Below are 21,896 nucleotides of genomic sequence, written 5' to 3' on the forward strand. Positions count from 1 at the left end.
CGCAGCCCACCATCCGGCTGCTCCCCCGAAGCGACCCACAAGTGCGATGGCGGATCCGTGGAACAGCTGGAATACCGAAGGCTCATCAAGGTGCTGGAGCAAGTCGCCGGGGCTCGGCAAGGGGAGCTCTATCCGGTGCTGGCCGAGGCTGTGGCCGTCCATCTCGGGTGGATCGACGCGTTCGTGGCCGAGAACCCCGCGTACCTGGCGCTGGACAGCGATGGCGAGGAGCAGTACCGCACCATGTTCCGGCCGGACTTCGTGGAGGAATACGTCGAGCGCTGGCGCCTGAACAATCCGTTCGCCTCCCACAACGGGATCGCCTGCCTGACCCGCCGCGGTGTGGCGACCCTGGGACAGCTCCGCCTGCGGGCGACCGAGCCGGAGCGGGACTTCGCCGACACGTTCCTGCGCCGCAACGGCATCGACGACATGCTGAAGATCGTCGTCAGGTCCCCGGCCACGGGCGCGGTCAGCACGCTGGGGGTGCCGTTCGACGGTGACCGACGCGCCATCGAGCCGAGCGACCTGCTGATGGCGGCCACGCTGGGCCCGTTGCTGAGCCCGTACTTCGCCGCGAACTTCGCGCCGGCCCCCGTACGGGTAGGAACGCCGTCGTCCGATGAGCCGACCGGCTCCTCTTGACCAATGCTTTTGACCAACGTATGTACATTCCTATGCACTTACTTTAGTCAAGCAGGTCCCACTGCCCTCAATGAGCACATACGAGTCGCCGGCAGGCGGACTGACCAAGCGTGAATAGTGGAGTGAAGGTCCCCGATGTCTCACTCACCGGTTCCCCCCAGCGTGTTCACCTCCACCTCCGGATCGATGTCACGCCCGTCCCGCCGGGCCGTCCTGGCGGGCGGCGGTGCCGCCCTCGCCGCGGTGCTCGCCCCGGCCTCACCGGCGCGGGCCGGCGTCGCGGGGATCGCCGGTAAGACATCCGTCGCCTCCGGCACCGACTTCTCCGTCGCGCCCTCGCCCGACGGCCGCCTGCTCGCCCTCGACCTGCTCGGCGTCCTGTGGGTCTGCTCCGCCTCCGGGGGCACCGCCCGCAGGCTCACCAGCGATCTGTACGACATCGCCCAGCCCGACTGGTCCCCGGACGGATCCACCATCGTGTTCCAGTCGTACCGCGACGGTGTGTTCAACCTGTGGACCATCCGGCCCGACGGGTCCGCGATCACGCAGTTGACCACCGGCCCGTTCGATCATCGAGAGCCCCGCTACAGCCCGGACGGGCGCGCCATCGCCTACTCCTCCGATGCGGGGGGCAGCTACGGGATCCACCTGCTCGACGTCGCCACCGGAGCGAGCCGCGCCCTGACCGACACCTCCGCCGAGGAGTACGAGCCGGCCTGGTCACCCGACGGGAGCAAGATCGCGTTCGTCGTCGCCGACACCAGGATCGACGTCATCGAGGTCGCCACCGGCACGCGCAGCACCGCGGTCACGGTGCCCGCCGGTCAGGTCATTCACCAGCCGTCCTGGCTGCCGAACGGCACCGACCTCGCCTACCACCTCTTCCACTCGGGCGCCAATGATCTGGCCGGCACCGCGGGCACCCTCGTCACCGGCGAGGCGGTCTTCCCGTTCCGTGCCCGGTTCACCCCGGACGGGCGCTACTACTACACCTCCGCGGGCACCATCAAGGTCCGCCGCCTCAACTCCGCGTCCGTCGGCACGATCGGCTTCACCGCCGCGCTGACGACGACGACTCCGAAGTACAAGAAGAAGGTCCGCGTGTTCGACGAGCCCGGGTCATTCCCCGTCGTCGGAATCGGCAGCCCGGCCGTGTCCCCGGACGGGTCCACCATCGCCTTCCGCGCGCTCAACGACATCTATCTGATGCGCATCGGCGGCACGCCGGAACCGCTCTTACGCGACCGCTGGTGGAAGGCCGACCCGGATTTCTCCCCGGACGGGCGGCAACTGGCATTCGTCACCGACCGCACCGGCACCCTCAACATCTGGGTCCGCGACCTGAGCACGGGCGCCGACCGGCAGGTGACCCAGCTGACCGACTCCGCCGCCCTGTCGGTCCGGTGGTCACCCGACGGCAGGGAGATCGCCTACCTGGACCAGGACGGCGCCCTGTGGGTGGTGGACGTCTCCACCGGCGACATCCAGAAGATCTTCGACGCCACCTTCGAACCAGGCCGCCCGACCTGGTCACCCGACGGCAGGACCCTCGCGCTGGCCGCGGTGGTGCCGTACTCACGACGCTACCGTGAGGGACTGTCCAAAATCCTGCTCGTCGACCGGGCCACGGGCGCCGGCACGTACATCGACCCCGCGCCGCACCGATCCTTGCAGACCCGTGGTGACGACGGCCCTGTCTGGTCACCTGACGGCACCATGCTCGCCTTCGCCATGGAATCGCTCGTGTGGGTCCTGCCCGTCGACAAGACCGGACGCCCCACCGGCAGTGCCCGCCAGGTCACCCAGGAGGTCTCCGACGCCCCTGTCTGGGCAGGCGGCTCGGCCGCCCTCCTCTACCTGAACGGCGGACGTCTCAAGAGCGTGCGCCTCGACGGCAAGCCCGCCCGGTCCATCCCGATGCGGCTGACCTGGCGCAACGACACCGGCCCCGATGAGGTCGTCATTCACGCCGGCCGCATGTGGGACGGCGTCTCCGGCAGCGTCGTCCGCGACGTCGACATCGTCGTACGAGGCCAGCGCATCGCCGCGATCGAGCCGCACCGGGACGGAAGGCCCGGCACCCGGATCGACGCCCGCGACAAATTCGTCATGCCCGGACTGATCGACATCCACCATCACCGTGAGATGCAGGGCTACGCCTACGGATCGCGACAGGGTCCGCTGTGGCTCGCCCTGGGCGTCACCACGACGCGCTCGCCCGGCTCACCTGCGTACCACATGGTCGAGGAGCGCGAGTCGGTGCAGTCGGGCGCCCGGCTCGCACCGCGCTACCTGGGCACCGGCGAGGCCATCGACGGGGCGCGCATCTACTACAACTTCATGCGCCCGACGTACTCCCACGACCAACTGCGGCTCGAACTGCAGCGTGCCGCCGCCCTCGACTACGACATGATGAAGTGCTACGTGCGGCTGCCGGTCGTCTGGCACCGGGAGGTCATCGACTGGGCCCACCGCCAGGGCAAACCGGTCAGCTCGCATTACCACTATCCGGCGATCGCCATGGGCGGCGACCAGACCGAGCACGTCGGCGCCACCAACCGGTTCGGCTACTCACGGACCGTCACGAACGTCGGCTCCGCCTACTCGGACGTCATCTCCATGTTCAACGCCTCGAAGATGGCCAGAACCCCCACGCTGTTCAACTCCTCGACCCTCTACAGGGACGACACCTCGCTGGTCACCGACGAACGAGTCCGCCGGCTCTACCCGAACTGGCGGATGGCGCAGCTCCAGGCGACGGTCACCACGGCGCAGACCGCCGACCCGGCGGCGGTCCAGGTGGTCCGGACGAACCTCGCCAACCAGGTCGCGCAGCTCACCGCGATGATCCGCGGCGGCGGCGTGGTCACCGCCGGCACCGACGCACCGATCGATCACCTCGGGATCAGCCTGCACATGAACCTGCGCGCCATGGTCAAGTACGGCCTGACCCCGCGGGAAACACTCACCGCCGCCACCAGCACGTCCGGGACCTACCTCGGCCTCCCGCTGGGCAGGATCGCCAAGGGCATGTACGCCGACCTGGCCATCATCGACGGCGACCCGCTGTCCCGCATCGAGGACGCCGCCAACGTCACCGCCGTCGTCGTCGGCGGGAGGCACCACACCGTCGAGCAACTCCTCGCGCCCTACCCGTCCTCCTCCACCACCGACCAGGCGACACCCGCGGCCTCCGCGCCTTCAGGCAAGGTCAAGGACCGCGTCCCCGTCCACCCGAGCACAGCCGGCCACTGGTGGAACGACCCGGCCCAGCTCGAGGGAGCAAGAACCGCCTGCTGCCACGACCACTGAGCGCGCGCGAGAGATCCGCGCCCGCCGATGATGCCATCCCCCAGGCTCAAGGGCCGTGCAGGTCTTCTCCTGGCGTGCGCGATCTCCGATCGGCGCGGGACAGGACCTGCTCCAGTTGTGCCGGGTCGGCCGCGCCGCCGGCCGCCAGGACGGTGCCGGCGCGGTCGGTCACCACCACGTACGGCGGCCACGGGATGTCATTGCGGTCGAAGACCTCCGGGTCCACGACCACAGGCAACCCGCCGCCACTGTATCCCTCCACCGCGCTGACCAGCACGACCTCCAGGCGAGCGGCTGTCGCGGCGAACTCCGGCAGCATCGTCCTGCACAGCCCGCACGCCGGCGAGACCAGCGCGTACATCATCCGGTCCCCGGCCGGCTCGGGCGCGCCGGTGAGAGCGAAGCGCGTGCCGGAGCGCGGCCCGTACCCGGCCTTCTCCCCACGTAGCAGCCGCCCGGGCAGCAAGGCCAGCCCGAGCAGGACCGCCGCCACCGGAAGCTGCAGGGGTGCGAACGCGACCGGCCCGGCCAGGGCCGCCGTCACCGCGAGGACCAGCAGCAGGCCGGTACGCAGCAGCGTGCCGGCCCCGACGGGGTCATGGCCGCCGAAGCATCCGCAGTCCACGGCCATCCGGCGCCGCATCACGGAGGCCATGGCCGCCAGGAACGTGCTGAACAGGACCCCCGCCACCACGGCACCCCACCGCCGGCCGCCCGGCGCGAGCAGCAGCCCGGCGGCGACCAGCTCGGCCACGAGCAGGCCCACCGCGGCCGGCCCGGCCAGGCGGGCCGGGAGCACCTGGTAACCGGCCACCGACCGGGCGAAGCCGCGCGCGTCCCGCAGCTTGCCCAGCACCGCGACCAGCAGCACCGCGGTCACGGCGAGGTACGCCGACTCGGCGACGATCACGGCACCCTCTGGTGGTAGGCCGAGGCCTGCAGCTCGTAGAGGCCGGCGTACAGGCCGTCGCGTTCCATCAGTTCGGCGTGCGTGCCCTGCTCGGCGATCGTGCCGCCGTCGAGCACGTAGATGCGGTCGGCGTAGCGGACGCTGGCCAGCCGGTGGGTGATGAGCACGATGGCGCGGTCGTCGGCGTGGCCGCGGATCCGCTCGAACAGGGAGTGCTCGGCACGGGCGTCCAGGGCCGAGGTCGGCTCGTCGAAGATGACCAGCGCGGCGTCGCGGTAGAAGCCGCGTGCCACGGCGATGCGCTGCCACTGACCGCCCGACAGGTCGTGGCCGCCGCGGAAGCGGCGGTCGAGCAGCGCGTCGTAGCCGTCGGGCAGCCGCGCCACCACCTCGTCGGCGCCCGCCGCGGCGGAGGCGGCGGCGAGCCGGTGCTCCTCCAGGGGCCGTCCCATGACGATGTTCTCGCGGACGGTGAGCGGCCAGCGAGTGTGATCTTGGGCGATCACGGAGACCCGCCGCCGCAACGCGTCACCGTCGAACGCGTCGAGGTCCACGCCGTCCCAGCGGATCGTGCCCTCCTGCGGCTGATACAGGCCGGCCAGCAGCTTGGCCAGGGTCGTCTTGCCCGAGCCGTTCTCGCCGACCAGGGCGATGACCTCACCCCGGCCGACCGTCACGCTGACGCCCGACAGTGCGGGCCGGTCGGCGTCGGGGTAGGTGAACGTGACGTTCTCGGCCGTCAGCAGACGGAACGGCGCCGACTCGACGGGGGGTGCGGACGCGGCGGGTGGCGAGGGGAGGCGTTCCCGGGCCAGCTCGCAGAAGGCCAGGTAGTCACCGAAGTAGAGGCCTGCCTCGTAGAGCCGGTTCATGGTCTGGATCAGGGCGGTGAGCGACATCTGCCCGGTCCTGATCGCCAGCACGGCCGCGCCGGCCACCGACAGCGGGATGACGCCGACGGCCAGCAGCACGCCGAGCGCCACGTACACGCCGGTCGTGGCCACGCCGGTCAGCAGGTCGCCGGCCGCCTTGGTCGCGGCCCGCCGCCGCGCCACGTTGAGCTGGACGTCCTGCTCAAGGTCGGCCACCTTGGCATACTGGCCGAGCAGGAAGTCCCGGAGCGTGAACGCCCGCACCTCGGCGGCGGGCTGCCGCTCGGCCATCAGGTCCGACAGCATGAACTTGCGCCGCCGCGCGGTGGAAAGTCGGTAGAACGCCTGGTAGCCCAGCCGCGCCATGCGCACCGCGGCCCATCCCGCCGGCACGGAGGCGACCAGCAGCAACGGCATGAGGGTCGGGTGCAGCAGGCCGAGCGCCACGACCGAGGCCAGCACACCCACCGCGCCGGTGACCACGGCGATCGTCGTCTCCACCACGTTGGCGGTGTCGGGCACGCCGCTGTCGCGGGCCCGCCGCATCGCATTGTGGAAGTCGTGGTCGTCGAACGCGGCCAGGTCCACCCGGGTGGTCAGCTCGAACAGGCGGGCCTCGGCCAGCCGTTCGACCAGCGGTTTGAGCCGAGCCTGCGCCCATCCGGCACCGGCCAGCAGCGCACCGCGCAACCCTGTGGCTGCGGCCACGAGCAGCAGCGAGGGAAGCGCGGCCCATACCCGATCGGGTGTGGGCCCGGCGGCGAACAGTGAGGCCAGCACGTCGGAGGTGGCCACCAGGCTGAAGACGGTGAAGATCCCGGCCGCGAGGTTGCCCGCCAGGGCCACGGCCGTGTCGCGAGGACTGGCCTGCCCCGCCATCCGCAGCGCGGCGGCCACCAGAGACGGCAGCCTGCGGGCGATCGTGCCGAGTGTGGCGGTCAGCAGGTGCTCGTCGTGGCTCTCCCAGTACTGGGCCGCGAGCCCTGACCGGTCGTCCGGGACACTCGTCGTGCGTCGGCGTCGCCAGAGCCTCACGTGAGGGCGCCGTTGCGAGACCGGCACGCCGGAAGTCCCCCCATCATGCACGCCAATCTAGAAGATCGAACTCTCAGTGTAAAGGTGCATGTAAACACATTTTTGGTCCTTATGGCCACCTCTGGACAGACTTCCGGATATATGCACATAATGCGTCCGTTTGCTCGCGACGAGGGAACGTACCCAACGATTCCTGGTCGTGGGCAGGGCCCGGGAAAGGTGCCTACCGGCGCCATCCCGAGGCTCGGATCCCCACGTCGGCCGCCCATAGGCGGCCAAGGAAGGAGCCCTTATGTCGGTCCTCGCCCTTGAGCCCCGCGACGCCGGAGTCCTGGAGTACGAAGACCTCGCCGTCGACTTCGAAGGCGAGCTGAACAAGCTGCTCCACGGCCCCCAGGCCTGCGTCAACACCTGCAAGCGCACGGTGTGCAGCAGCTTCCCGTGCTGTCCGTCCATTGTGTGAAAGCGGCTGACGCCACGCAGTGACGCGTGGTGACGCAAAGCGCTGGGGAAAGGCCATCGGCGCTGCTCCGATGGCCTTTCCCCGTATCAGGCAGATGCGCTCCGTTATCGAGGGACGACTGTGGATAGCAATGTGCTCGATCGCCTTACCCAATTTGCCGAGTTGAATGGTAGGGAAATATACGAGGACGACACGTGGATCAGCGTTCACGACCCTCACCACGAGATTCCGTTGCAGGGCTGGAAAATCCACATTTCCGCACGTCCCGGCGCCCTCACCGACACCCTTGACCGCGTGTTGCCGATCTTGGCGGGCAGCGGCTGCGCCTTCAAGGTCGCCCGCTCCGCCCGCAGACTCATGGAGCTCAACTCCGGCGACGTCGACCCGGGAGCCGTGGGCAAGGCCATGACGGTCTACCCGGAGCAGGATGCGGTGGTCGAGCTGGGCCACGCCCTCGCCGACGCCCTGTCCGGACTGTCCGCCCCGCGCATCGTCAGCGATCGGCGGGTCCGTCCCGACGCTCCGGTGTACTACAGGTACGCCCCGTTCGCCCCGCAGTACCGCGTGGACGAGAACGGCGACTTCGAGCTGATCGTGATCGGGCCGGACGGTGAGCAGCTGCCCGGCGCGGCCGGCCCCGAGTTCACCTGCCCGCCCTGGGCCACCGACCCGTTCCGCCCCACGGACCCTGCTGAGGCCGGCCCGTCGAACGCGCTGCCGTCCGGTGGGCGGCCGTCGCTGGGAACGCTGCCATCCGCGGAGACGGCCGGGCAGGCTGTCGGCGGCACCGGCCGGGTCATCGGCGGCCGGTACCACGTGACGTCCGGCGTCGTACGTGGCCCGCGCGGCAACGTCTATCGCGCCACCGACGCCGCCGGCCGACGGGTCGTGGTCAAGGAGGCCCGCGCGTACGTCGGGGAGAATGTCGAAGGCTGGGACCTGCGGATGTACCTCCGCAACGAACTGCGCGTCCTCCAGGCGCTCAAGGGCGTGGCGGGCGTACCGGAGCCGATCGACCACTTCCGGCACGGTGAGGACGAGTTCCTCGTCATGACCGACGCGGGCAGCCGCGACCTCAACCGGTTCGTTGCGGAAAACGGCCTGTTCACCGAGGAGCCCGCCGGCGGCGAGCGCGACCTCGGCGCGCTCGCCGTCCGGCTGCTGGAGGTGATCGACGCGGTGCACTCGCACGGCGTCGTCATTCGCGACCTGTCGCCCAAGAACGTCGTGCTCGGTGACGACGGCCGCTGCACCCTCATCGACTTCGGCAACAGCAGGTACGACGGGCTGCAGCTGCCCGGCTGGAGCCGCGGCTACAGCGTCCCCGACCAGCACACCGACCGCGAATCCGTGCCTGCCGACGACTACTTCTCGCTGGGCGCCACCCTGTTCTTCGCGGCCACCGGGATGAACCCGATCATGATCGGCCCGGACCCGGTCCGCAACGTCGAGCGCACGCTCATGTGCCTGGCAGGGATGTTCCCGGACGTCACGACGGGCGTCCTCGGCCTGCTGCCCGGCCTGCTGAGCCTCGACCCCGCCGAGCGTGCTGCCGCCGCCGCCGAGCTCAGGTCTGCCCCCGGGCGGCTCGACGCGACGGCCACGACCGGCGACGGGCAGCCGCCGCCGCGACGGTGGAGTCCGCCCGCCACGCCGAGGCTCACCGGGGAGCTGCTGTCCAAGGCGCTCGACCACTCCGTGCGCGAGTGCGCGTCCTTCGCGGAGCAGCTGATGGCCGCGCCTGAGGACGCCCGCCGGGAGAGTCCACCGGTGACGAACGTCTACGGCGGCAGCGCCGGAGTCGGTATGGAGCTGCTGCACCACCCGGAGGCCCAGGCCGTGGCCGCCGACCTGGCCCGGTGGACCGCCCGCGTGATGCCGCCCGCCAAGCTCCCGCCCTCGCTGTACTTCGGCCGCACCGGCACCACGCTGTTCCTGACCGCGGCGCGCCTGACCGCCGCTCCGGAGCTGTCGGCGCCGGCCCCCATCATCCTCGACGGCCCGCAGCGGGCCGACCAGGCACACGGCGTGGCAGGCATCGGCTCAGGCCACCTGGCGCTGGCCGCCCTCGAACCCGGCGATCCCCGGCATCTGCGGATGGCCGCCGAGTGTGCCCGGCTGCTGATCGCCGGTGAGGTCACGCGGTCGGAGGACGCCGTCGCGCCCGCCCAGCCCGGCTCCGGCGTGTCTGTCGACACGGCGTACGCCCACGGCGACGCGGGCTGCGCGGACTTCCTGCTCTCCTACCACGAGGCCACTGGCGACCAAGCGGCAGGCGAGGCGGCCCGGGAGCGGTTGGCGGCGCTGGCCGTACGGGCCGAGGCCCTGATCGGCGAGCTGCACGGCCCGGATGCCCGGGCGATGGGGGCCTCCTGGTGCCAGGGAATGTCGGGCATCGCCGGCACGCTGGCCCGCGCGGCCCACGCGTACGGCGATGACCGCTATCTGCAGCTGGCCGAGCGGGGCGCGCGAGCGTGCCTGGTCGTCGCTCCGCAGGCCTGGGTGGTCTCTCAGTGCTGCGGCCTGGCGGGCATAGGCGAGGCGCTGATCGACCTGGCGATGGTCACGGGCGATGACGACTACTGGCGCCACGCCGAGAAGACCGCCGAGCGCATGCTGGTACGGGCCGGCGGCGAGCCGGCGCAGCCGGTCTTCCCCGGCAACGACCTCGACAAGGCGGCCTACACCTGGAGCACCGGCACCGCGGGGGTCGTGTCGTTCCTGCGCCGCCTCGACCGCCGCTCGGGAACGCGCCTGTGGACGGCCGCCTGGCGGCTGCCCGAATCGGACCGGGCAACGCATGCGGCAGCCGGATCAGCAGCGAGCGGGAGGCGGTGAGTCCTGCGCGCCGGTCAGGTCTCTGAAGGGCGCTCATCCAGATCAGGCGGCCTGGCTCCCCGGATACTGCGCCAACCGTACTCGAGGGAGCCCGAACTGCCTGCTGCCACGACCGCTGAGCGCGGGAGCTGCCCTCGGTACCACAGCCAGATTCCCTTGAGGTGCTGAGCCGCACCGTGACTATTACATGCGCGCGGCGGCCGCCCGAACCTGGCCCGTCTGGTGAGCCGGCGCGAGGAACTGCTGGACCGCGAGCGCGCCGAGGCCGCCGTCGCCAGGCAGCGGCTCGACGGCCACCGGGCCCGGCTGGCCCAGATCGAGGCGGACGCACGGGCGATCGAGTCCGAGCTGGCGGGACTCGCGACGGCCTCGGAGGAGTACGAGAAGCTGCTGGCCGAGAAGGAGCGGCAGCTCCTCGCCCGCGGTGATGCCCGCGCCAGTGAGCTCACGGACCTCGGCGCGGCCCTCGACCGCGTCTCGGCCGAGCTGCGCGAGCACACGGAGGCGTACCAGGCCGGGCAGGCCGCACTCCAGGCGCTGGCCCAGGTGCTCGGCTACCTCGACTCGGCCAAGGGCGCCTCCACCTGGGACGTCCTGGGCGGCGGCCTGATCGCCGACGCCATCGAGCACAACCGGCTGCGCTCCGCCGACGAGGCCGCCTGGCACGCCCAGCGAGCCCTGGACGTCTTCTCCCGCGAACTCGCCGACGTCGGCGTCTCCGCGCGTGCCCGCCTGCCCAAAGTGGACACGCGGTGGTTCGTCGACACGTTCTTCGACAACATCATCACCGATGTGATGAAGCATCAGCGCATCGAGAACACCCGCGCCGAGGTAGAGCGAACGGCCCGATGGGTCGAGGGCGTGCGGACACACCTGCGGCACCGCGACGCCGAACTCTCCAAAGAACAAGCGCGACTGCTGGCCAGGCGGGAGGAGCTGCTGCGCGGTTGAGAAATCCGAGCGGACGTGTAGGCGCATCAAATGGCACGCGACGTTGTTCTGACAAGCAACAGACCACCTTGCTGAAATTTTCATCGGATACGACACCGGAATTGACAGGACTCGGCGTCGTCATATTTGCTCTGTGGCATCACCGCCGGTCACCAACACCACCATCAGGTGGAGCCCTTGCACCGGCGGCAACAACACGATCAGCAACGTGACCCGTGTCAACTCGACGCTGTCCTGGTGCTGACCCAGCCGCGCCCGCAGTCGGCCGCCTGCTGCGGCTGCCGGCGCGGTCCTTTCGCCATTGGGGTGACAGGAGAAACCCATGCGTAAGGTCCTCTTATCGATCGTCTCTGCCCTGGTGACATCCCTGTCGCTGGTCGCCCCGAGCCCCGCCTCGGCCACGGTGACCGGCGCAACCGGGTGCAACGCCCGGGTCGCCAACGCGGCCGCGACGGCCGCCGTCGCAACGACCACCGTCTGGATGGCCGGCGACTCGACCATGGCCAACCCCAGTGCCACCTGCCCCGTGGGCTGGGCCACCGAATTCGACTCGCTGTTCCACAGCAACATCGTGGTCAACAACCTCGCCGTCGCTGGGCGCAGCATCCAGACCTGGCTCTACGAGGGGAACGTGACCTCCACGATCGGCTCGAACGGCGAGTGCGTCCTCAGCTCCACCACCTACTCGTCCCGATGGCAGCAGATGCTCACCAACATGAAGGCCGGTGACTACCTGTTCATCCAGTTCGGCATCAACGACGGCTCGACGACCTGCCCGCGCCACGTCGGCGCCGCACGCTACCAGGCGCTGATGACGATGATGGCGCAGGCGGCGCTGGCCCGCGGCGCCCACCCGGTCCTGCTCACCGCCGTCGCGGCCATCACCTGCTCGGGCAGCACCGCGGTCAAGAACCGCGGCTTCGTCTCCGAGACCACCGCCGCCGGCGCCGCCACCGGCTCACCGGTCATCGACCTGCAGAAACTCAGCGTCGACTACTACAACTCCCTGGGTCTGTGTCCCAACAACGGCGATTACACCTCCGGGCTGGTCGGACAGTTCTTCTGCAACGACCACACCCACTTCGAGGCGTACGGCGCCCGCCGGATCGCCCGGCTGGTCACCGGCGCCCTGCGAACGCAGAACATCCCGCTCGCCGGATCCCTGCTGTAACACCTGCCGACACCCTGCCGGCGCCGGCAGGCGAGCCCGAACTCGCGCTGGGGTGACAAAAGGAACATCAATCGCATAAGTTCACCGGATTCCCACCAATCGGAGGATCTACGGTGAGCACCCCCCAACGTCGTATGGCTGCGGCCTGCTTGGCAGTCGGAACCATCACGGCGCTCCTCGCGCCGGGCACCGCCCTGGCCACGACCGATCCAACCGCCACCGTCTTCTACCCCAACCCGGTGCAGAGCACGGGCGACGAGTCCCTCGTCGACGACCACGACCACGACGGTGCGGCCTTCGCCCCGGCGTACCGCACCGTCACCCTCACCGACCTGGACAGCTCCGGCACTCTCACCGGGCGCTACGTCACCGTCAAGAGCGAGACCGGCAAGGCCGCCCAAGCGGTGAACGGGGTCTTCCCGGCCTGGCACCGCGACAGTGACCAGTTCGAGCAGGTCATGGGCTACTACTGGGTCACCACCGCCCAGCAGTACATCCAGGCACTGGGCTTCGGCTCCCGGCTGCGCCCGGTGAACCAGCGCCAGATCGAGCTGCGGATCAACCAGTACGGCGGCGACAACTCCTTCTTCAGGGAGGACAAGGCCAACATCACCCTCGGCAAGGGTGGCGTGGACGACGCCGAGGACGGCGAGGTGATCGTCCACGAGTACGGCCACTCGGTGCAGGACGGCCAGGTGACCGGCTTCGGCACGACCCTGGAGTCGGGCGCGATCGGCGAGGCCTTCGGCGACTACCTCGCCGTGGCCGTCAGCAGTTGGAAGACCGGCGTACCGACGCGGACTCCCGAGGCATGCGTGGCCGACTGGGACTCGGCCTCCTACACGTCGAGGGTCCCCCACTGCCTGCGCCGGCTGGACGGCACCAAGCACTACCCCGAGGACATCGTCGGCGAGGTGCACGCGGACGGCGAGATCTGGTCGTCAGCCCTGTACGACATCCGCACCAGGCTTGGTGACACGCTGGGCAGCACGGTCATCATCGACGCGCAGTTCGACTTCGCCAAGGACACCACGTTCAAGGCGGCGGCCGAGGCCACGGTGAACGCGGCACAGCGGCACGGCGGCGACACCGCCGCGACAGCCGTACGTGCCGCGTTCACCTCCAGAGGGCTTCTCTAGCTCTCAGGAACTCGAGTCACTTCCCATGGCGAGCGGCCGGTAAATGGATGGCGGGCCATCACGGCCCGCCCCTACACTCGGCCGCATGTCGCTGCCCCGAATTTCCTAGCCAGGACACCCGCTTCCACGCCACCCGTGTGTCCTCTAGCAAATTCGGAGTGCAGTTCCATGCTCACCCTACGTGGCGTCGACGTGCGTGCGGGCGCCCGCCTCCTGCTGTCCGGCGTCACCGCCCACGTCGCCCCCGGCGACCGTGTCGGCCTGGTCGGCCGTAACGGCGCCGGCAAAACGACCCTCATGAAGACCCTCGCCGGAGTGCTCCCGCCCGCGGCCGGCGAGATCGTCCGCACCGGCCCCGTCGGCTACTTGCCGCAGGACACGGCCGCCGCCGACCCGGCCGTCACCGTCCTCGACCGCGTCCTGTCCGTCCGCGGCCTCGACCGGGCGGTCCGGGACCTGCGGGCCGCCGAGTCCGCCCTGGCCGAGCGCGGCGACGAGCGGACCATGGCCCGCTACGTCCGGGTTGAGGCAGAGTTCCAGGCCCGCGGCGGGTATGCGGCCGAGGGAGAGGCCGCCCGCGTCGCCGCCGGGCTCGGCCTGCCGGACCGGGTGCTGAACCGGCCGGTGGGCGACCTGTCAGGCGGGCAGCGCCGCCGCGTGGAGCTGGCCCGGGTGCTGTTCGCCGAGCCCGGGGTCCTGCTGCTCGACGAGCCGACGAACCATCTCGACGGCGACTCCACAGCCTGGCTGCGCTCTTTCCTGGCAGGCCATCCCGGAGGCCTGGTCCTCATCACCCATGACACCGGACTGCTGGCCGACGTGGTCAACCGCGTCTGGCACGTTGAGCACGGCGCACTGGAGGCGCGCAACACCGGCTGGCAGGCTTACCTCGCCAACCGTGAGGCCGACGACCGGCGCAGGACGCGCCTGCGGGCCACCGCCGAGCGCAAGGCCGCCGCGCTTCATGCCCAGGCCGGCCGCATGCGCTCCAACGTGGCCACCGCGACCCGGGCCAGGGACATGGCCCGGCGCGCGGAACGCATGCTCGCCGAGACTCCCCCGCCCCGCGTCGCCGAGAAGGTCGCCCGCATCCGGCTGCCCGAGCCCGCGCCCAGCGGCCGCACGCCGCTCGGCGCGATCAGCCTGACCAAGTCGTACGACGGACGGCCGGTGCTGGCAGGGGTGGACCTGGCCGTCGACCGGGGCAGCCGGCTCGTGGTCCTGGGGCTCAACGGCGCGGGCAAGACCACGCTGCTCAGGCTGCTGGCCGGGTACGAGCGACCCGACTCGGGACGGGTCGTGCACGGGCACGGGCTGCGGCTGGGCTACTTCGCCCAGGAGCACGACACGCTCGACCCGGCGCACACGGTCGGGCGGCATCTGGCCGACGCTGCCCCGCACCTGAGCGACGGCGAGGCCCGGACGGTGCTGGGGTCGTTCCTGTTCGGCGGCGACGACGTGGACAAGCCCGTCAGGGTGCTGTCGGGTGGGGAGAAGACCCGGCTGGCGCTGGCCGGGCTGGTCAGCTCCCAGGCCAACGTGCTGCTGCTGGACGAGCCGACCAACAACCTCGACCCGGCCTCCAAGGCCGAGGTACTGGCGGCGGTGGCCGCGTACCGGGGCGCCGTGGTGCTGGTCACGCACGACCGGGAGGCCGTCGCAGCGCTTCGGCCGCACCGGGTGCTGCTGCTGCCCGACGGGGTCGAAGATCTGTGGAACGACGGCTACGCCGATTTGATCACCCTGGCTTGATCACGCCGGCTCCTCGGTCACGGCTTCGATCGCCATCCTGGGCACCTCCGCTGCGAAGCTGCGAAGGCGCCGTCCCGCCGGTACACGACAGGGCGGGGCGGCGTCGTCACATTGGTAGGTGAATGATGGCCGCCGTAGCGGCGTTATCGGGTGGTGCATTGATAGGCGATCCAGCGACCGCCGCCCGCATTGGCTATGGCGTTCCTCTTCGCCCTGGTGGGCGTGCTCCCCCTGCCGCCCCAATAGACGTTCCTTCTGGAGTTGTAGGCGACAGCGCCACACCCGTTGGCGAAGGTGACAAGGACTTTGCAGCCGGAGCCGCATTCTCCCAGTGCCCGCCGTCTGGCGGCCGCCACTGTTCTGTAGTCCCAGGACCTGCCGGTACGGCCGTACCGGGACACGGCAATGGCACCCCAATAGTAACGTGCCTGACTTTCCCCCGCGGTAGCCGATGTAGCCGCAACGGCTGCTACAGGAGACGCCGTAGCCAGCACCCCGCTCGCCATAAAGACGCAAGCGGCCACGGCGGTGAGCTTCTTGCCCAGCTGCATGATGTCTTCCCTTCGTGCCGTCCAAGCGGACGGCAGCGTGGTTGGTGAGAACAGTCTGTAGTGTGCCGCTTGCAAACCACTGAAATCGGTACATAGTGAAGGGGGCAATGTGAAGGCCGTCAACGGAACGGGCAGGAGTTGAGCCGCTTGCGCGCCTCGCGGACCGGCGCAGCGCGGCGAAGACGTTCGTGACGGCCAGGTAAGCCACAGGCAAGCCCCGACAAGACGAAACCCCGAACCCGTAGGTTCGAGGGTTCGCGCGTAGCGTGCCAGGAAGGCGGACGGAGCGCCGTCACCGGGCTCCTGTTCGCCAGGTCTTCCGCTAAAGCTTCCCGGGACGGATCGCCACATCGTCGATCTGGAACGCGGGCCCGGCGGTGCTCGCGCTCCAGACAAAGGTCCAGTCGACACGGGTCGTGCCCGCGGGCGCGGTGAACGTGCCGGCAGCTTCGGTCCAGGCGGTCTTCTGAGCCAGGGAGATGGCGTCGGTACGCAGCACCGTGCCGGACTCGTCGCGCCACCGCACGTTCCACGTGACGGCAGGCATGGTCGCCACGGCCTCCTTGTACCACAGCGACACGTGGTAGCTCGTACCGGCGACCGCACCGCTGAATCCGGGGAAGTTGTCAAGCGACACCGCGCTGCCAGACCCCTGGGTGCTGGTCATCTGCAGCGAGCCTGTGCCACCATGCGCGCCGCCGGTCTGGTGCGCCAGACTGGCCCCGTACCACGGGGTGTAGGGCGAGACAGTCGAACCGGACTCGAAGTCCTGCTCGGCGATCGCCGGCGGGGCGGGCGTGCCACCGTCGAACGTGCTGCCGGCGTCCTGGCCGTACTGGGGGCCGACCCACAGCGCGGGCACGATGCGGTTGCCCATGTCTTTGACCCTGAACTGCCACGGTCCCGTGTAGGTGTTGTCGTGCCAGGAGTTGTTCGACTCGTGGACGATCGCCTGCTGGATCACGGCGCCCTTGTACGGGGACCAGTCCGGGTACGTACCCCAGTTGGACAGCAGGGCCATGTGCCCGCAGTACTGCGTCGGGCAGCCGCCGTTGACGGCACTGGGGTCGAAGGCGAACGTGTTGTGGTGCACGTCGACGTTCTTCGTCCACCAGCGGCAGTTGGTGTAGAGCGGCTCGCTGGCGATGGCAGGAGCCGAGCACTGTGCTTTGTTGGTCGGTCCGACGATCAGCGTGCAGTCGCCGGTCGTCGAGGCCGGGCTGTTGCAGAACCGGTCGGCGTTCGCCCACGCGGTGATCCCGCCCCAGTTGTTCTCGAGCCGGTTACCGGTGATCTCGATCTTGCTGGTCCGCGCTGGCACGCGAGGCTCACCATCCGCCTCGGACAGGTAGATCGCCGCTTCGGGGAACGGGTCGCCCGTCGCTACCCGCTTGGCACCGGAGGCCCATGCGTTGCGGCGGATGGTGTTGTTCCGGATCACGGCGTTGTAGCTGATCTCGTAGAAGATCGCGAGTGACTCGTTGTCCTCGATGAGGTTGCCCTCGATGAGGAAATCGTTGTTGTTGGTGTCCGCCCAGACCCCCGGCCCGTGGTTGCCGTGGACCCAGTTGCCGGTCACGTCGGCACCGTTCACCGCCCAGAACTTCATGCCACCGGTACATCCGCACCCAGGTTCCTGCTGCTCCCAGTCATCGGTGTTGTTGCCGGCGAACTCGTTGTCCGCCACCACCAGGCCGGTGATCGTGTTGCCGTCCTTGAACGCATTCAGGCCGTACTGCCCGTTGTCCTTCAAGCAGTTGCCACGGATCTTGTTCCTGGCCCCGGCCATCAGCCCCGCGCCGGCGTTGTCGCGGATGGTGTTGTGCTCCACGACCCAGTCGTCGCCGGAGTCGTGGTTGACCACACCCTGATCCTTCGGCGCGACGAACCTGGTGATGGTCAGGTACCGGATCGTGACGCCGGTCGCCTGCTGAGTGAACGCGAACAGGTTCAGCCGCTGCCCGTCCAGTACCGCGCCGGGCGCGCCGATGAACGTCGCCCCGTTGCCGGGCATGATCTGGGAGAACTTGTCGGTGCCCAGCGTGTGCGTGCCGGTCTCGAAGTAGTACGTGGTGTTCGCCTTGCGTAAGTCCACGCCGCTGTTGTCGCCCTTAGGGACCACGACCGCGCCGGCGGGCGGTGTGGTCGGGCCGTTCAGCGACGAGCTGCCGCAGACCGCTGCCGTTGCCGTCGTCGAACCGGTTGCCGGCTTGACCGCGTCGCCACTCGCCGGCGTCGCGCCGCCCATGACAACCGTGGCGAGGGCCACCAGCGCCACTGGCCAGGTTCTTCGCATTCCTGTACTCCTTCAGGTTTTGACCAGTCTCAGCCGCACTCGACTGCCAGCCGTCGCCGCTGTAGCCAGAGCTCGCGCTTACCCTCAAGATCAAACGCTGAGAGAGTACTGCAGGGCCGATGCCGGCGTCCTGCTGATCAAGTACAGCGATGGACATCGCTGTCCGGGAGATGTGTCGGATCGGGGCGGTGGCGTTCGTAGCAGGGGTGAGGCCGCCGCAAGGCGGGCGACCGACTTCCCGCAAGGAGACACCATGACCGCCACGTACACCTTCGACATCTTCTCCACGCTCGACGGCTTCGCCAACCACGACGGCGACTGGGGTGGTTACTGGGGCAAGCAGGGCCCCGAGTTCCTCGCCTATCGCGCCGCCGCCTACCGTGACCCGCTGCGCATGGTGCTCGGGGCGACGACCTACTCCTCGAACGCGCCGTTCCTTGACGCGGGCTTCGACCGCAGCCTGTTCGACGGGTGGATCACGCGCATGTTCGACTCCCCGGTCACGGTGCTGTCCAGCCGGCTGACCGAGCCGCTCGAGTGGCCGGACACGACCATCGAGTCCGGCGATCCTGTGGAGGTGGTCACGCGCCTCAAGGCCGAATCCGATGTGCCGCTGCGCTCCCACGGCAGCCTGACGCTCAACCGGGCGCTGCTGAACGCCGGCCTGATCGACGCCATCGAGGTGACGGTCTTCCCAGTGATCTCCGGGAAGACCGGCGTGGACCGGATCTTCGACGGTGCGGACGACTTCGACCTCGAGCTGCTCGATGCCCGGACCTTCGACGGCCACACGCAGGTGCTGACCTATCGGCCGACCCGACACAGTTGATCGGCGACAAGCTGACCACTTCCGTGCCGTGACCGAGGCGGTCAGGGCGGTGCCAGGCGGCGCACCATCACGCCGACGAACTCGTCGCCTCGCACGAAGCCGAAGTCCCGGGAGTCCCAGCTGGCGTCCGGATTGTCGCCCAGCACGACCAGGGCGTGCCGGGGCACGACGGTCTCGGGTGCGTCGCGAAACGCCGGAAAGCCCTGTCTCGGTACGGGGTCTCCGGGAACCGCGACCGCCCGTTTCACGAGCAACCGCCAACCAGGATGATCCGGCTTCTCCGGCAACTCGTCCTCGCCACCCGGTTCGAGACCCGGCGGCAGCCCGTCGATGGGCGGTGGGTCCTCGATCCGGACGACCACGATCTGACCCGCGCGGACCAGCTTCGTCCTGCGGACGAGCAGCATGTCCCCGGAGCGCAGGGTGGGTTCCATGCTCGGCCCGTCAACGGTGGCGACCAGGTAGCGTCGGCGGATCCACCACAGCGCGGCTCCCAGCGCCAGCACGCCGCCTGCTGAAAGGAACAGCCTGCTCCATGTCATCGCGCCTCCTGATATCCCGCGGCTTGGAGCCGGAACAGGCGGGCGTAGTGGCCGTCCGCGGAGAGCAGCGCCTCGTGCGGCCCCAACTCGGCGACCCGCCCATCGTGGAGTACGGCGATGAGGTCGGCTTCCCGAACGGCGCTGTGCTGCCACCATTTCGGCATCCTCCCCGGCGACCACCGCCAGCACGTTCTGCCGTCCGAGGGCGCGGGCGTGCGCCGCGAACTGGGGAAGGAGCTTGTGGCAGGGTTCGCATCCGGCGGAGAAGAACCCGACCAGTCCGGCGATCGAGTCGTGGGACACCGGTTCGCCGTCGGCGGTGACGGCGTTGAACTCTCCGATGGGCGAGCCGGGGCCCAGCTCGAGGGGAGGTCCGGCATGCTGGACGCTTCCCTCGCCCAGCTGTCGTATCCGGCGGACGAGGCCCAGGGTGAGCAGCAGGTTCGACACGGACAGCACGCCGATGAGCACGACAGCGACGGTCAGGTAGGGCATCAGGGGTTCCTCACGAAGAGATCGACGAGGTCGTCGAAGGACGCGATCAGGTTCGCCCGATCAGTCCCGTGGCGGCTGCCGCGGCCGTCCCGTCGAGCGCGGGCGAGTCACCGGGCACCAGCGGGCCGAGCGAGGCGGCGATGCGGGCGGCGGCCGGCCGCCGCCCGCGGACGCTATGCCGACCGCGTCAGCAGGTGCCGACCCTGATCGTCTGGCACCCCTGGTCGAGGCAGCAAGCACGGAGGTACTTGACCCCGTCCTTGCAGTAGTAGGTGTTGGTGCAGGCGGCTTCCACGGTCACCTTGTGGGCGACGCGTGCAGGCAGACGATCTACGAGACCCATCATGATGTCTCCTCTCCGGCTCTGCGGCCGAAACGATGATGATCACGATGATCTGGTCTTCCGAATTACGGCGCAACGGTCGAAATTAAACTCCCACCCAACGACAAGAGGGGGCAGGTTTCTGATATTTCGGAGGCAAAGCGATGTTATTTGCATGGACCGAAAAGGGCGTACATGCGGATTTGGAGCGTGATCGGGGAGACGTTCTACGGCGATGGGACCTCGTGCCTGCCGATAACGGCATCCGTCCAGGTCAGGCCTCTGTGAGGATGCCGCGCGTGCGGTTACCGCCGGTGGGCGATCGGGACAAGGACGTCGAGCTCCTTGCCGTGCGCCACCAGATCTGCTTCAGAGGGCCTCGGGCGCTTGACTCAGCAGTGCCGCGGACGTCGACCGCTCCGGTGCGCCGATGACCGTGAACAACGCATGGGCCTGGCCCCAATGGCGTCGGGACTCCTCGCGCTCTGTGCCCTTCACGGCATGGCCGAGCGTCATCAGGGCGCGGGCGTAGTCCAGCCGCTGCCCGGATCTCCGTGCCTGCCGCAGCGCTTGCTCGCACTCCTCCATGCATTGCTCGACGTCGCCCGCCGCCAGGTGGATGGCCGCGAGCAGGCCGTGCAGCCGTGGCAGATTCAGCAGATTGGACGTGAGCGCCAGCGCCAGCGACCGGTCCGCCTCGTCCCACGCGGTCGCGTACCTGCCTTGGCGGTAATGGAACTCCGCGCGGCCGAGCAACACCTCGTCCAGGTCGATGCCCGTGTGCTCGGCGAGGTCCAGCGCGGCGTCGAGGCGGGCGAGCGCGCTGTCCGCTCTGCCGAGCTCCACTTCCGCTCCCGCCATGCCGGTCAGCGAGGCGATCTGGCACCGGCGGTATCGGTGATGACATCCATCAGGGCTCGTGCACCGGCCTGAGTGCCGTGAGGGGACGGTTGCCGGCAGCGTTACAACAGCCAGGGGAAGGGGCCGCGGAGGATGGCCACGACGCGAGTGGCGACGGCCTCGGCGTGATGCGGCGTATCGCGGCCGGCCAGACCCCGGGCCAGGTGCATGTGGAGGGACTGCAACGTGGCGAAGGTGTTGAACGCCCACGGCGGCACGGGTCCGGGTTCGGCGCCGGCGAAGGCGTGGGCCACGGTGTCCAGCCAACCGGTGGCCTCGTCCACGGACAGACAAGGGGCGAAGAGGATGGTCGTGAGGGCGCGGGCGAGTCGCGCGTCTTCCAGTTGGACGTAGTAGTGGTGAGCCGCCGTGGCCGTCATTCGACGGGCGCACAGGTCCAGCAATGCGCTGCCGCGCCAGGGCAGGACAGAGGCGAACGCGGCAGCGGCATCGGCGCCATGGGCGACCGCGTGGAGCCAACCGAGGGTGTCGTCCCAGCCCCGAGTGTCGACCTCAGCGGGAAACCATGCGGCGAACGCGCCGTACCAGCGGTCGGTGGTCTCCTCGGCCACGACCTGCGGCACGGCCCTGACGCGGTCCAGGACGCGGGCGAGCACCAGCGCGGCGAAGGAACGTGCCTGGATGTCGGGGTGGGTGAAACGCGTGGCCGAGGTGTCTCCGATGTCCACGAGCACCTCGTCCAGATACCCCTCGTCGGTCCAACGGGCGAGCGCGGTGTAGGCATGGTCGTCACGGACCGCAGGATCCGGTGACACGAGCATGGCTGAGAGTTCGTCCGCGAGGCGGCGGACCGCTAGATGGCTGGGAAAGGGGAAACCCGCGGCTGCGACCGATGGCCAATCGACGTGGGTG

The 21,896-nt window shown here is 69.6% G+C and carries 19 protein-coding genes; 9 read left to right on the forward strand and 10 right to left on the reverse strand.

Annotation, left to right across the window (positions count from 1 at the left end; genetic code table 11):
- Positions 1–57 precede the first annotated feature (57 nt).
- Both ABD830_RS22130 and ABD830_RS22135 read left to right on the forward strand, forming a co-directional pair.
- The gene (locus ABD830_RS22130; protein WP_344990326.1) at positions 58–645 is read left to right on the forward strand and encodes a hypothetical protein; all 588 of its coding nucleotides are present in this window, start codon (positions 58–60) and stop codon (positions 643–645) included.
- Positions 646–831: 186 nt separating this feature from the next.
- Positions 832–3,957 carry an amidohydrolase family protein gene (locus ABD830_RS22135; RefSeq protein ID WP_344990329.1) on the forward strand — a complete coding sequence of 1,042 codons (3,126 nt, stop codon included), beginning with the start codon at positions 832–834 and terminating at the stop codon, positions 3,955–3,957.
- Positions 3,958–4,003: 46 nt separating this feature from the next.
- On the opposite strand, the gene ABD830_RS22140 is transcribed toward ABD830_RS22135, so the two are convergent.
- Both ABD830_RS22140 and ABD830_RS22145 read right to left on the reverse strand, forming a co-directional pair.
- Positions 4,004–4,867: a MauE/DoxX family redox-associated membrane protein gene (locus tag ABD830_RS22140; RefSeq protein WP_344990332.1), complete on the reverse strand. Its 864-nt coding sequence runs from the start codon at positions 4,865–4,867 to the stop codon at positions 4,004–4,006.
- Positions 4,864–6,774, reverse strand: coding sequence for an ABC transporter ATP-binding protein (locus ABD830_RS22145; protein ID WP_344990334.1), 1,911 nt, complete (start codon positions 6,772–6,774; stop codon positions 4,864–4,866). The genes ABD830_RS22140 and ABD830_RS22145 overlap by 4 nt, the downstream gene beginning before the upstream one ends.
- A gap of 292 nt (positions 6,775–7,066) precedes the next feature.
- Here ABD830_RS22145 and ABD830_RS22150 point away from each other — a divergent pair, with 292 nt between their 5' ends.
- The 3 genes from ABD830_RS22150 to ABD830_RS22160 all read left to right on the forward strand — a co-directional run bounded on the left by ABD830_RS22150 (position 7,067) and on the right by ABD830_RS22160 (position 11,026).
- Positions 7,067–7,237, forward strand: a complete 171-nt coding sequence (locus tag ABD830_RS22150; RefSeq protein ID WP_165974944.1) for an SflA family class IV lanthipeptide — start codon at positions 7,067–7,069, stop codon at positions 7,235–7,237.
- Positions 7,238–7,369: 132 nt separating this feature from the next.
- The gene (gene lanL / locus ABD830_RS22155; RefSeq protein WP_344990339.1) at positions 7,370–10,075 is read left to right on the forward strand and encodes a class IV lanthionine synthetase LanL; all 2,706 of its coding nucleotides are present in this window, start codon (positions 7,370–7,372) and stop codon (positions 10,073–10,075) included.
- A 222-nt stretch (positions 10,076–10,297) separates the two neighbouring features.
- Positions 10,298–11,026 (forward strand): hypothetical protein, encoded by a 729-nt coding sequence (locus ABD830_RS22160; protein ID WP_344990342.1) that lies wholly within the window; start codon positions 10,298–10,300, stop codon positions 11,024–11,026.
- A gap of 120 nt (positions 11,027–11,146) precedes the next feature.
- On the opposite strand, the gene ABD830_RS22165 is transcribed toward ABD830_RS22160, so the two are convergent.
- On the reverse strand, positions 11,147–11,350 hold the full coding sequence (locus tag ABD830_RS22165) for a hypothetical protein (protein ID WP_344990345.1): 204 nt from the start codon (positions 11,348–11,350) through the stop codon (positions 11,147–11,149).
- Here ABD830_RS22165 and ABD830_RS22170 point away from each other — a divergent pair.
- The 3 genes from ABD830_RS22170 to ABD830_RS22180 all read left to right on the forward strand — a co-directional run bounded on the left by ABD830_RS22170 (position 11,349) and on the right by ABD830_RS22180 (position 15,088).
- Positions 11,349–12,197: an SGNH/GDSL hydrolase family protein gene (locus ABD830_RS22170; protein WP_344990348.1), complete on the forward strand. Its 849-nt coding sequence runs from the start codon at positions 11,349–11,351 to the stop codon at positions 12,195–12,197. The genes ABD830_RS22165 and ABD830_RS22170 overlap by 2 nt on opposite strands.
- Positions 12,198–12,346: 149 nt before the next feature.
- The gene (locus tag ABD830_RS22175) at positions 12,347–13,336 is read left to right on the forward strand and encodes a M36 family metallopeptidase (RefSeq protein ID WP_344990351.1); all 990 of its coding nucleotides are present in this window, start codon (positions 12,347–12,349) and stop codon (positions 13,334–13,336) included.
- A gap of 168 nt (positions 13,337–13,504) precedes the next feature.
- A complete protein-coding gene (locus ABD830_RS22180) occupies positions 13,505–15,088 on the forward strand; it encodes an ABC-F family ATP-binding cassette domain-containing protein (protein WP_344990354.1) in 1,584 nt (527 codons plus the stop codon).
- A gap of 143 nt (positions 15,089–15,231) precedes the next feature.
- Here the strand turns inward: ABD830_RS22180 and ABD830_RS54295 are convergent, their stop codons facing one another.
- Both ABD830_RS54295 and ABD830_RS22185 read right to left on the reverse strand, forming a co-directional pair.
- Positions 15,232–15,990: a DUF4189 domain-containing protein gene (locus ABD830_RS54295; RefSeq protein WP_378521036.1), complete on the reverse strand. Its 759-nt coding sequence runs from the start codon at positions 15,988–15,990 to the stop codon at positions 15,232–15,234.
- Complete coding sequence (locus tag ABD830_RS22185; RefSeq protein WP_344990357.1) at positions 15,962–17,935, reverse strand: right-handed parallel beta-helix repeat-containing protein; 1,974 nt, start codon at positions 17,933–17,935, stop codon at positions 15,962–15,964. Before ABD830_RS22185 ends, ABD830_RS54295 begins: the two co-directional genes overlap by 29 nt.
- 253 nt (positions 17,936–18,188) lie before the next feature.
- Between ABD830_RS22185 and ABD830_RS22190 the strand changes: the two genes are divergently transcribed.
- A complete protein-coding gene (locus tag ABD830_RS22190) occupies positions 18,189–18,764 on the forward strand; it encodes a dihydrofolate reductase family protein (protein ID WP_344990360.1) in 576 nt (191 codons plus the stop codon).
- 41 nt (positions 18,765–18,805) lie between these two features.
- On the opposite strand, the gene ABD830_RS22195 is transcribed toward ABD830_RS22190, so the two are convergent.
- The 5 genes from ABD830_RS22195 to ABD830_RS22215 all read right to left on the reverse strand — a co-directional run bounded on the left by ABD830_RS22195 (position 18,806) and on the right by ABD830_RS22215 (position 21,805).
- The gene (locus tag ABD830_RS22195) at positions 18,806–19,306 is read right to left on the reverse strand and encodes a S26 family signal peptidase (protein WP_344990362.1); all 501 of its coding nucleotides are present in this window, start codon (positions 19,304–19,306) and stop codon (positions 18,806–18,808) included.
- Positions 19,303–19,470 (reverse strand): hypothetical protein, encoded by a 168-nt coding sequence (locus ABD830_RS22200; RefSeq protein ID WP_344990365.1) that lies wholly within the window; start codon positions 19,468–19,470, stop codon positions 19,303–19,305. The genes ABD830_RS22195 and ABD830_RS22200 overlap by 4 nt, the downstream gene beginning before the upstream one ends.
- A 518-nt stretch (positions 19,471–19,988) precedes the next feature.
- Positions 19,989–20,147, reverse strand: coding sequence for a hypothetical protein (locus tag ABD830_RS22205; RefSeq protein ID WP_344990368.1), 159 nt, complete (start codon positions 20,145–20,147; stop codon positions 19,989–19,991).
- A 345-nt stretch (positions 20,148–20,492) separates the two neighbouring features.
- The gene (locus ABD830_RS22210) at positions 20,493–20,969 is read right to left on the reverse strand and encodes a hypothetical protein (protein ID WP_344990371.1); all 477 of its coding nucleotides are present in this window, start codon (positions 20,967–20,969) and stop codon (positions 20,493–20,495) included.
- A gap of 116 nt (positions 20,970–21,085) precedes the next feature.
- Positions 21,086–21,805, reverse strand: coding sequence for a DUF2785 domain-containing protein (locus ABD830_RS22215; RefSeq protein ID WP_344990374.1), 720 nt, complete (start codon positions 21,803–21,805; stop codon positions 21,086–21,088).
- Between the last annotated feature and the right edge of the window lie 91 nt (positions 21,806–21,896).

The organism is Nonomuraea helvata, assembly GCF_039535785.1.
In the GTDB taxonomy this organism is placed as follows: Bacteria; Actinomycetota; Actinomycetes; order Streptosporangiales; family Streptosporangiaceae; genus Nonomuraea; species Nonomuraea helvata.

Excerpts from the sequence above, each read along its gene's own strand:
- ABD830_RS22135 (WP_344990329.1), top strand. The coding sequence starts at position 832 with ATGTCACGCCCGTCCCGCCGGGCCGTCCTGGCGGGCGGCGGTGCCGCC.
- ABD830_RS22150 (WP_165974944.1), top strand. The coding sequence starts at position 7,067 with ATGTCGGTCCTCGCCCTTGAGCCCCGCGACGCCGGAGTCCTGGAGTAC.
- ABD830_RS22170 (WP_344990348.1), top strand. The coding sequence starts at position 11,349 with ATGCGTAAGGTCCTCTTATCGATCGTCTCTGCCCTGGTGACATCCCTG.
- ABD830_RS22165 (WP_344990345.1), bottom strand. The coding sequence starts at position 11,350 with ATGGGTTTCTCCTGTCACCCCAATGGCGAAAGGACCGCGCCGGCAGCC.
- ABD830_RS22180 (WP_344990354.1), top strand. The coding sequence starts at position 13,505 with ATGCTCACCCTACGTGGCGTCGACGTGCGTGCGGGCGCCCGCCTCCTG.
- ABD830_RS54295 (WP_378521036.1), bottom strand. The coding sequence starts at position 15,990 with ATGTGGCGATCCGTCCCGGGAAGCTTTAGCGGAAGACCTGGCGAACAG.
- ABD830_RS22185 (WP_344990357.1), bottom strand. The coding sequence starts at position 17,935 with ATGCGAAGAACCTGGCCAGTGGCGCTGGTGGCCCTCGCCACGGTTGTC.
- ABD830_RS22190 (WP_344990360.1), top strand. The coding sequence starts at position 18,189 with ATGACCGCCACGTACACCTTCGACATCTTCTCCACGCTCGACGGCTTC.
- ABD830_RS22195 (WP_344990362.1), bottom strand. The coding sequence starts at position 19,306 with ATGACATGGAGCAGGCTGTTCCTTTCAGCAGGCGGCGTGCTGGCGCTG.
- ABD830_RS22200 (WP_344990365.1), bottom strand. The coding sequence starts at position 19,470 with ATGCCGAAATGGTGGCAGCACAGCGCCGTTCGGGAAGCCGACCTCATC.
- ABD830_RS22205 (WP_344990368.1), bottom strand. The coding sequence starts at position 20,147 with ATGATGGGTCTCGTAGATCGTCTGCCTGCACGCGTCGCCCACAAGGTG.
- ABD830_RS22215 (WP_344990374.1), bottom strand. The coding sequence starts at position 21,805 with ATGCTCGTGTCACCGGATCCTGCGGTCCGTGACGACCATGCCTACACC.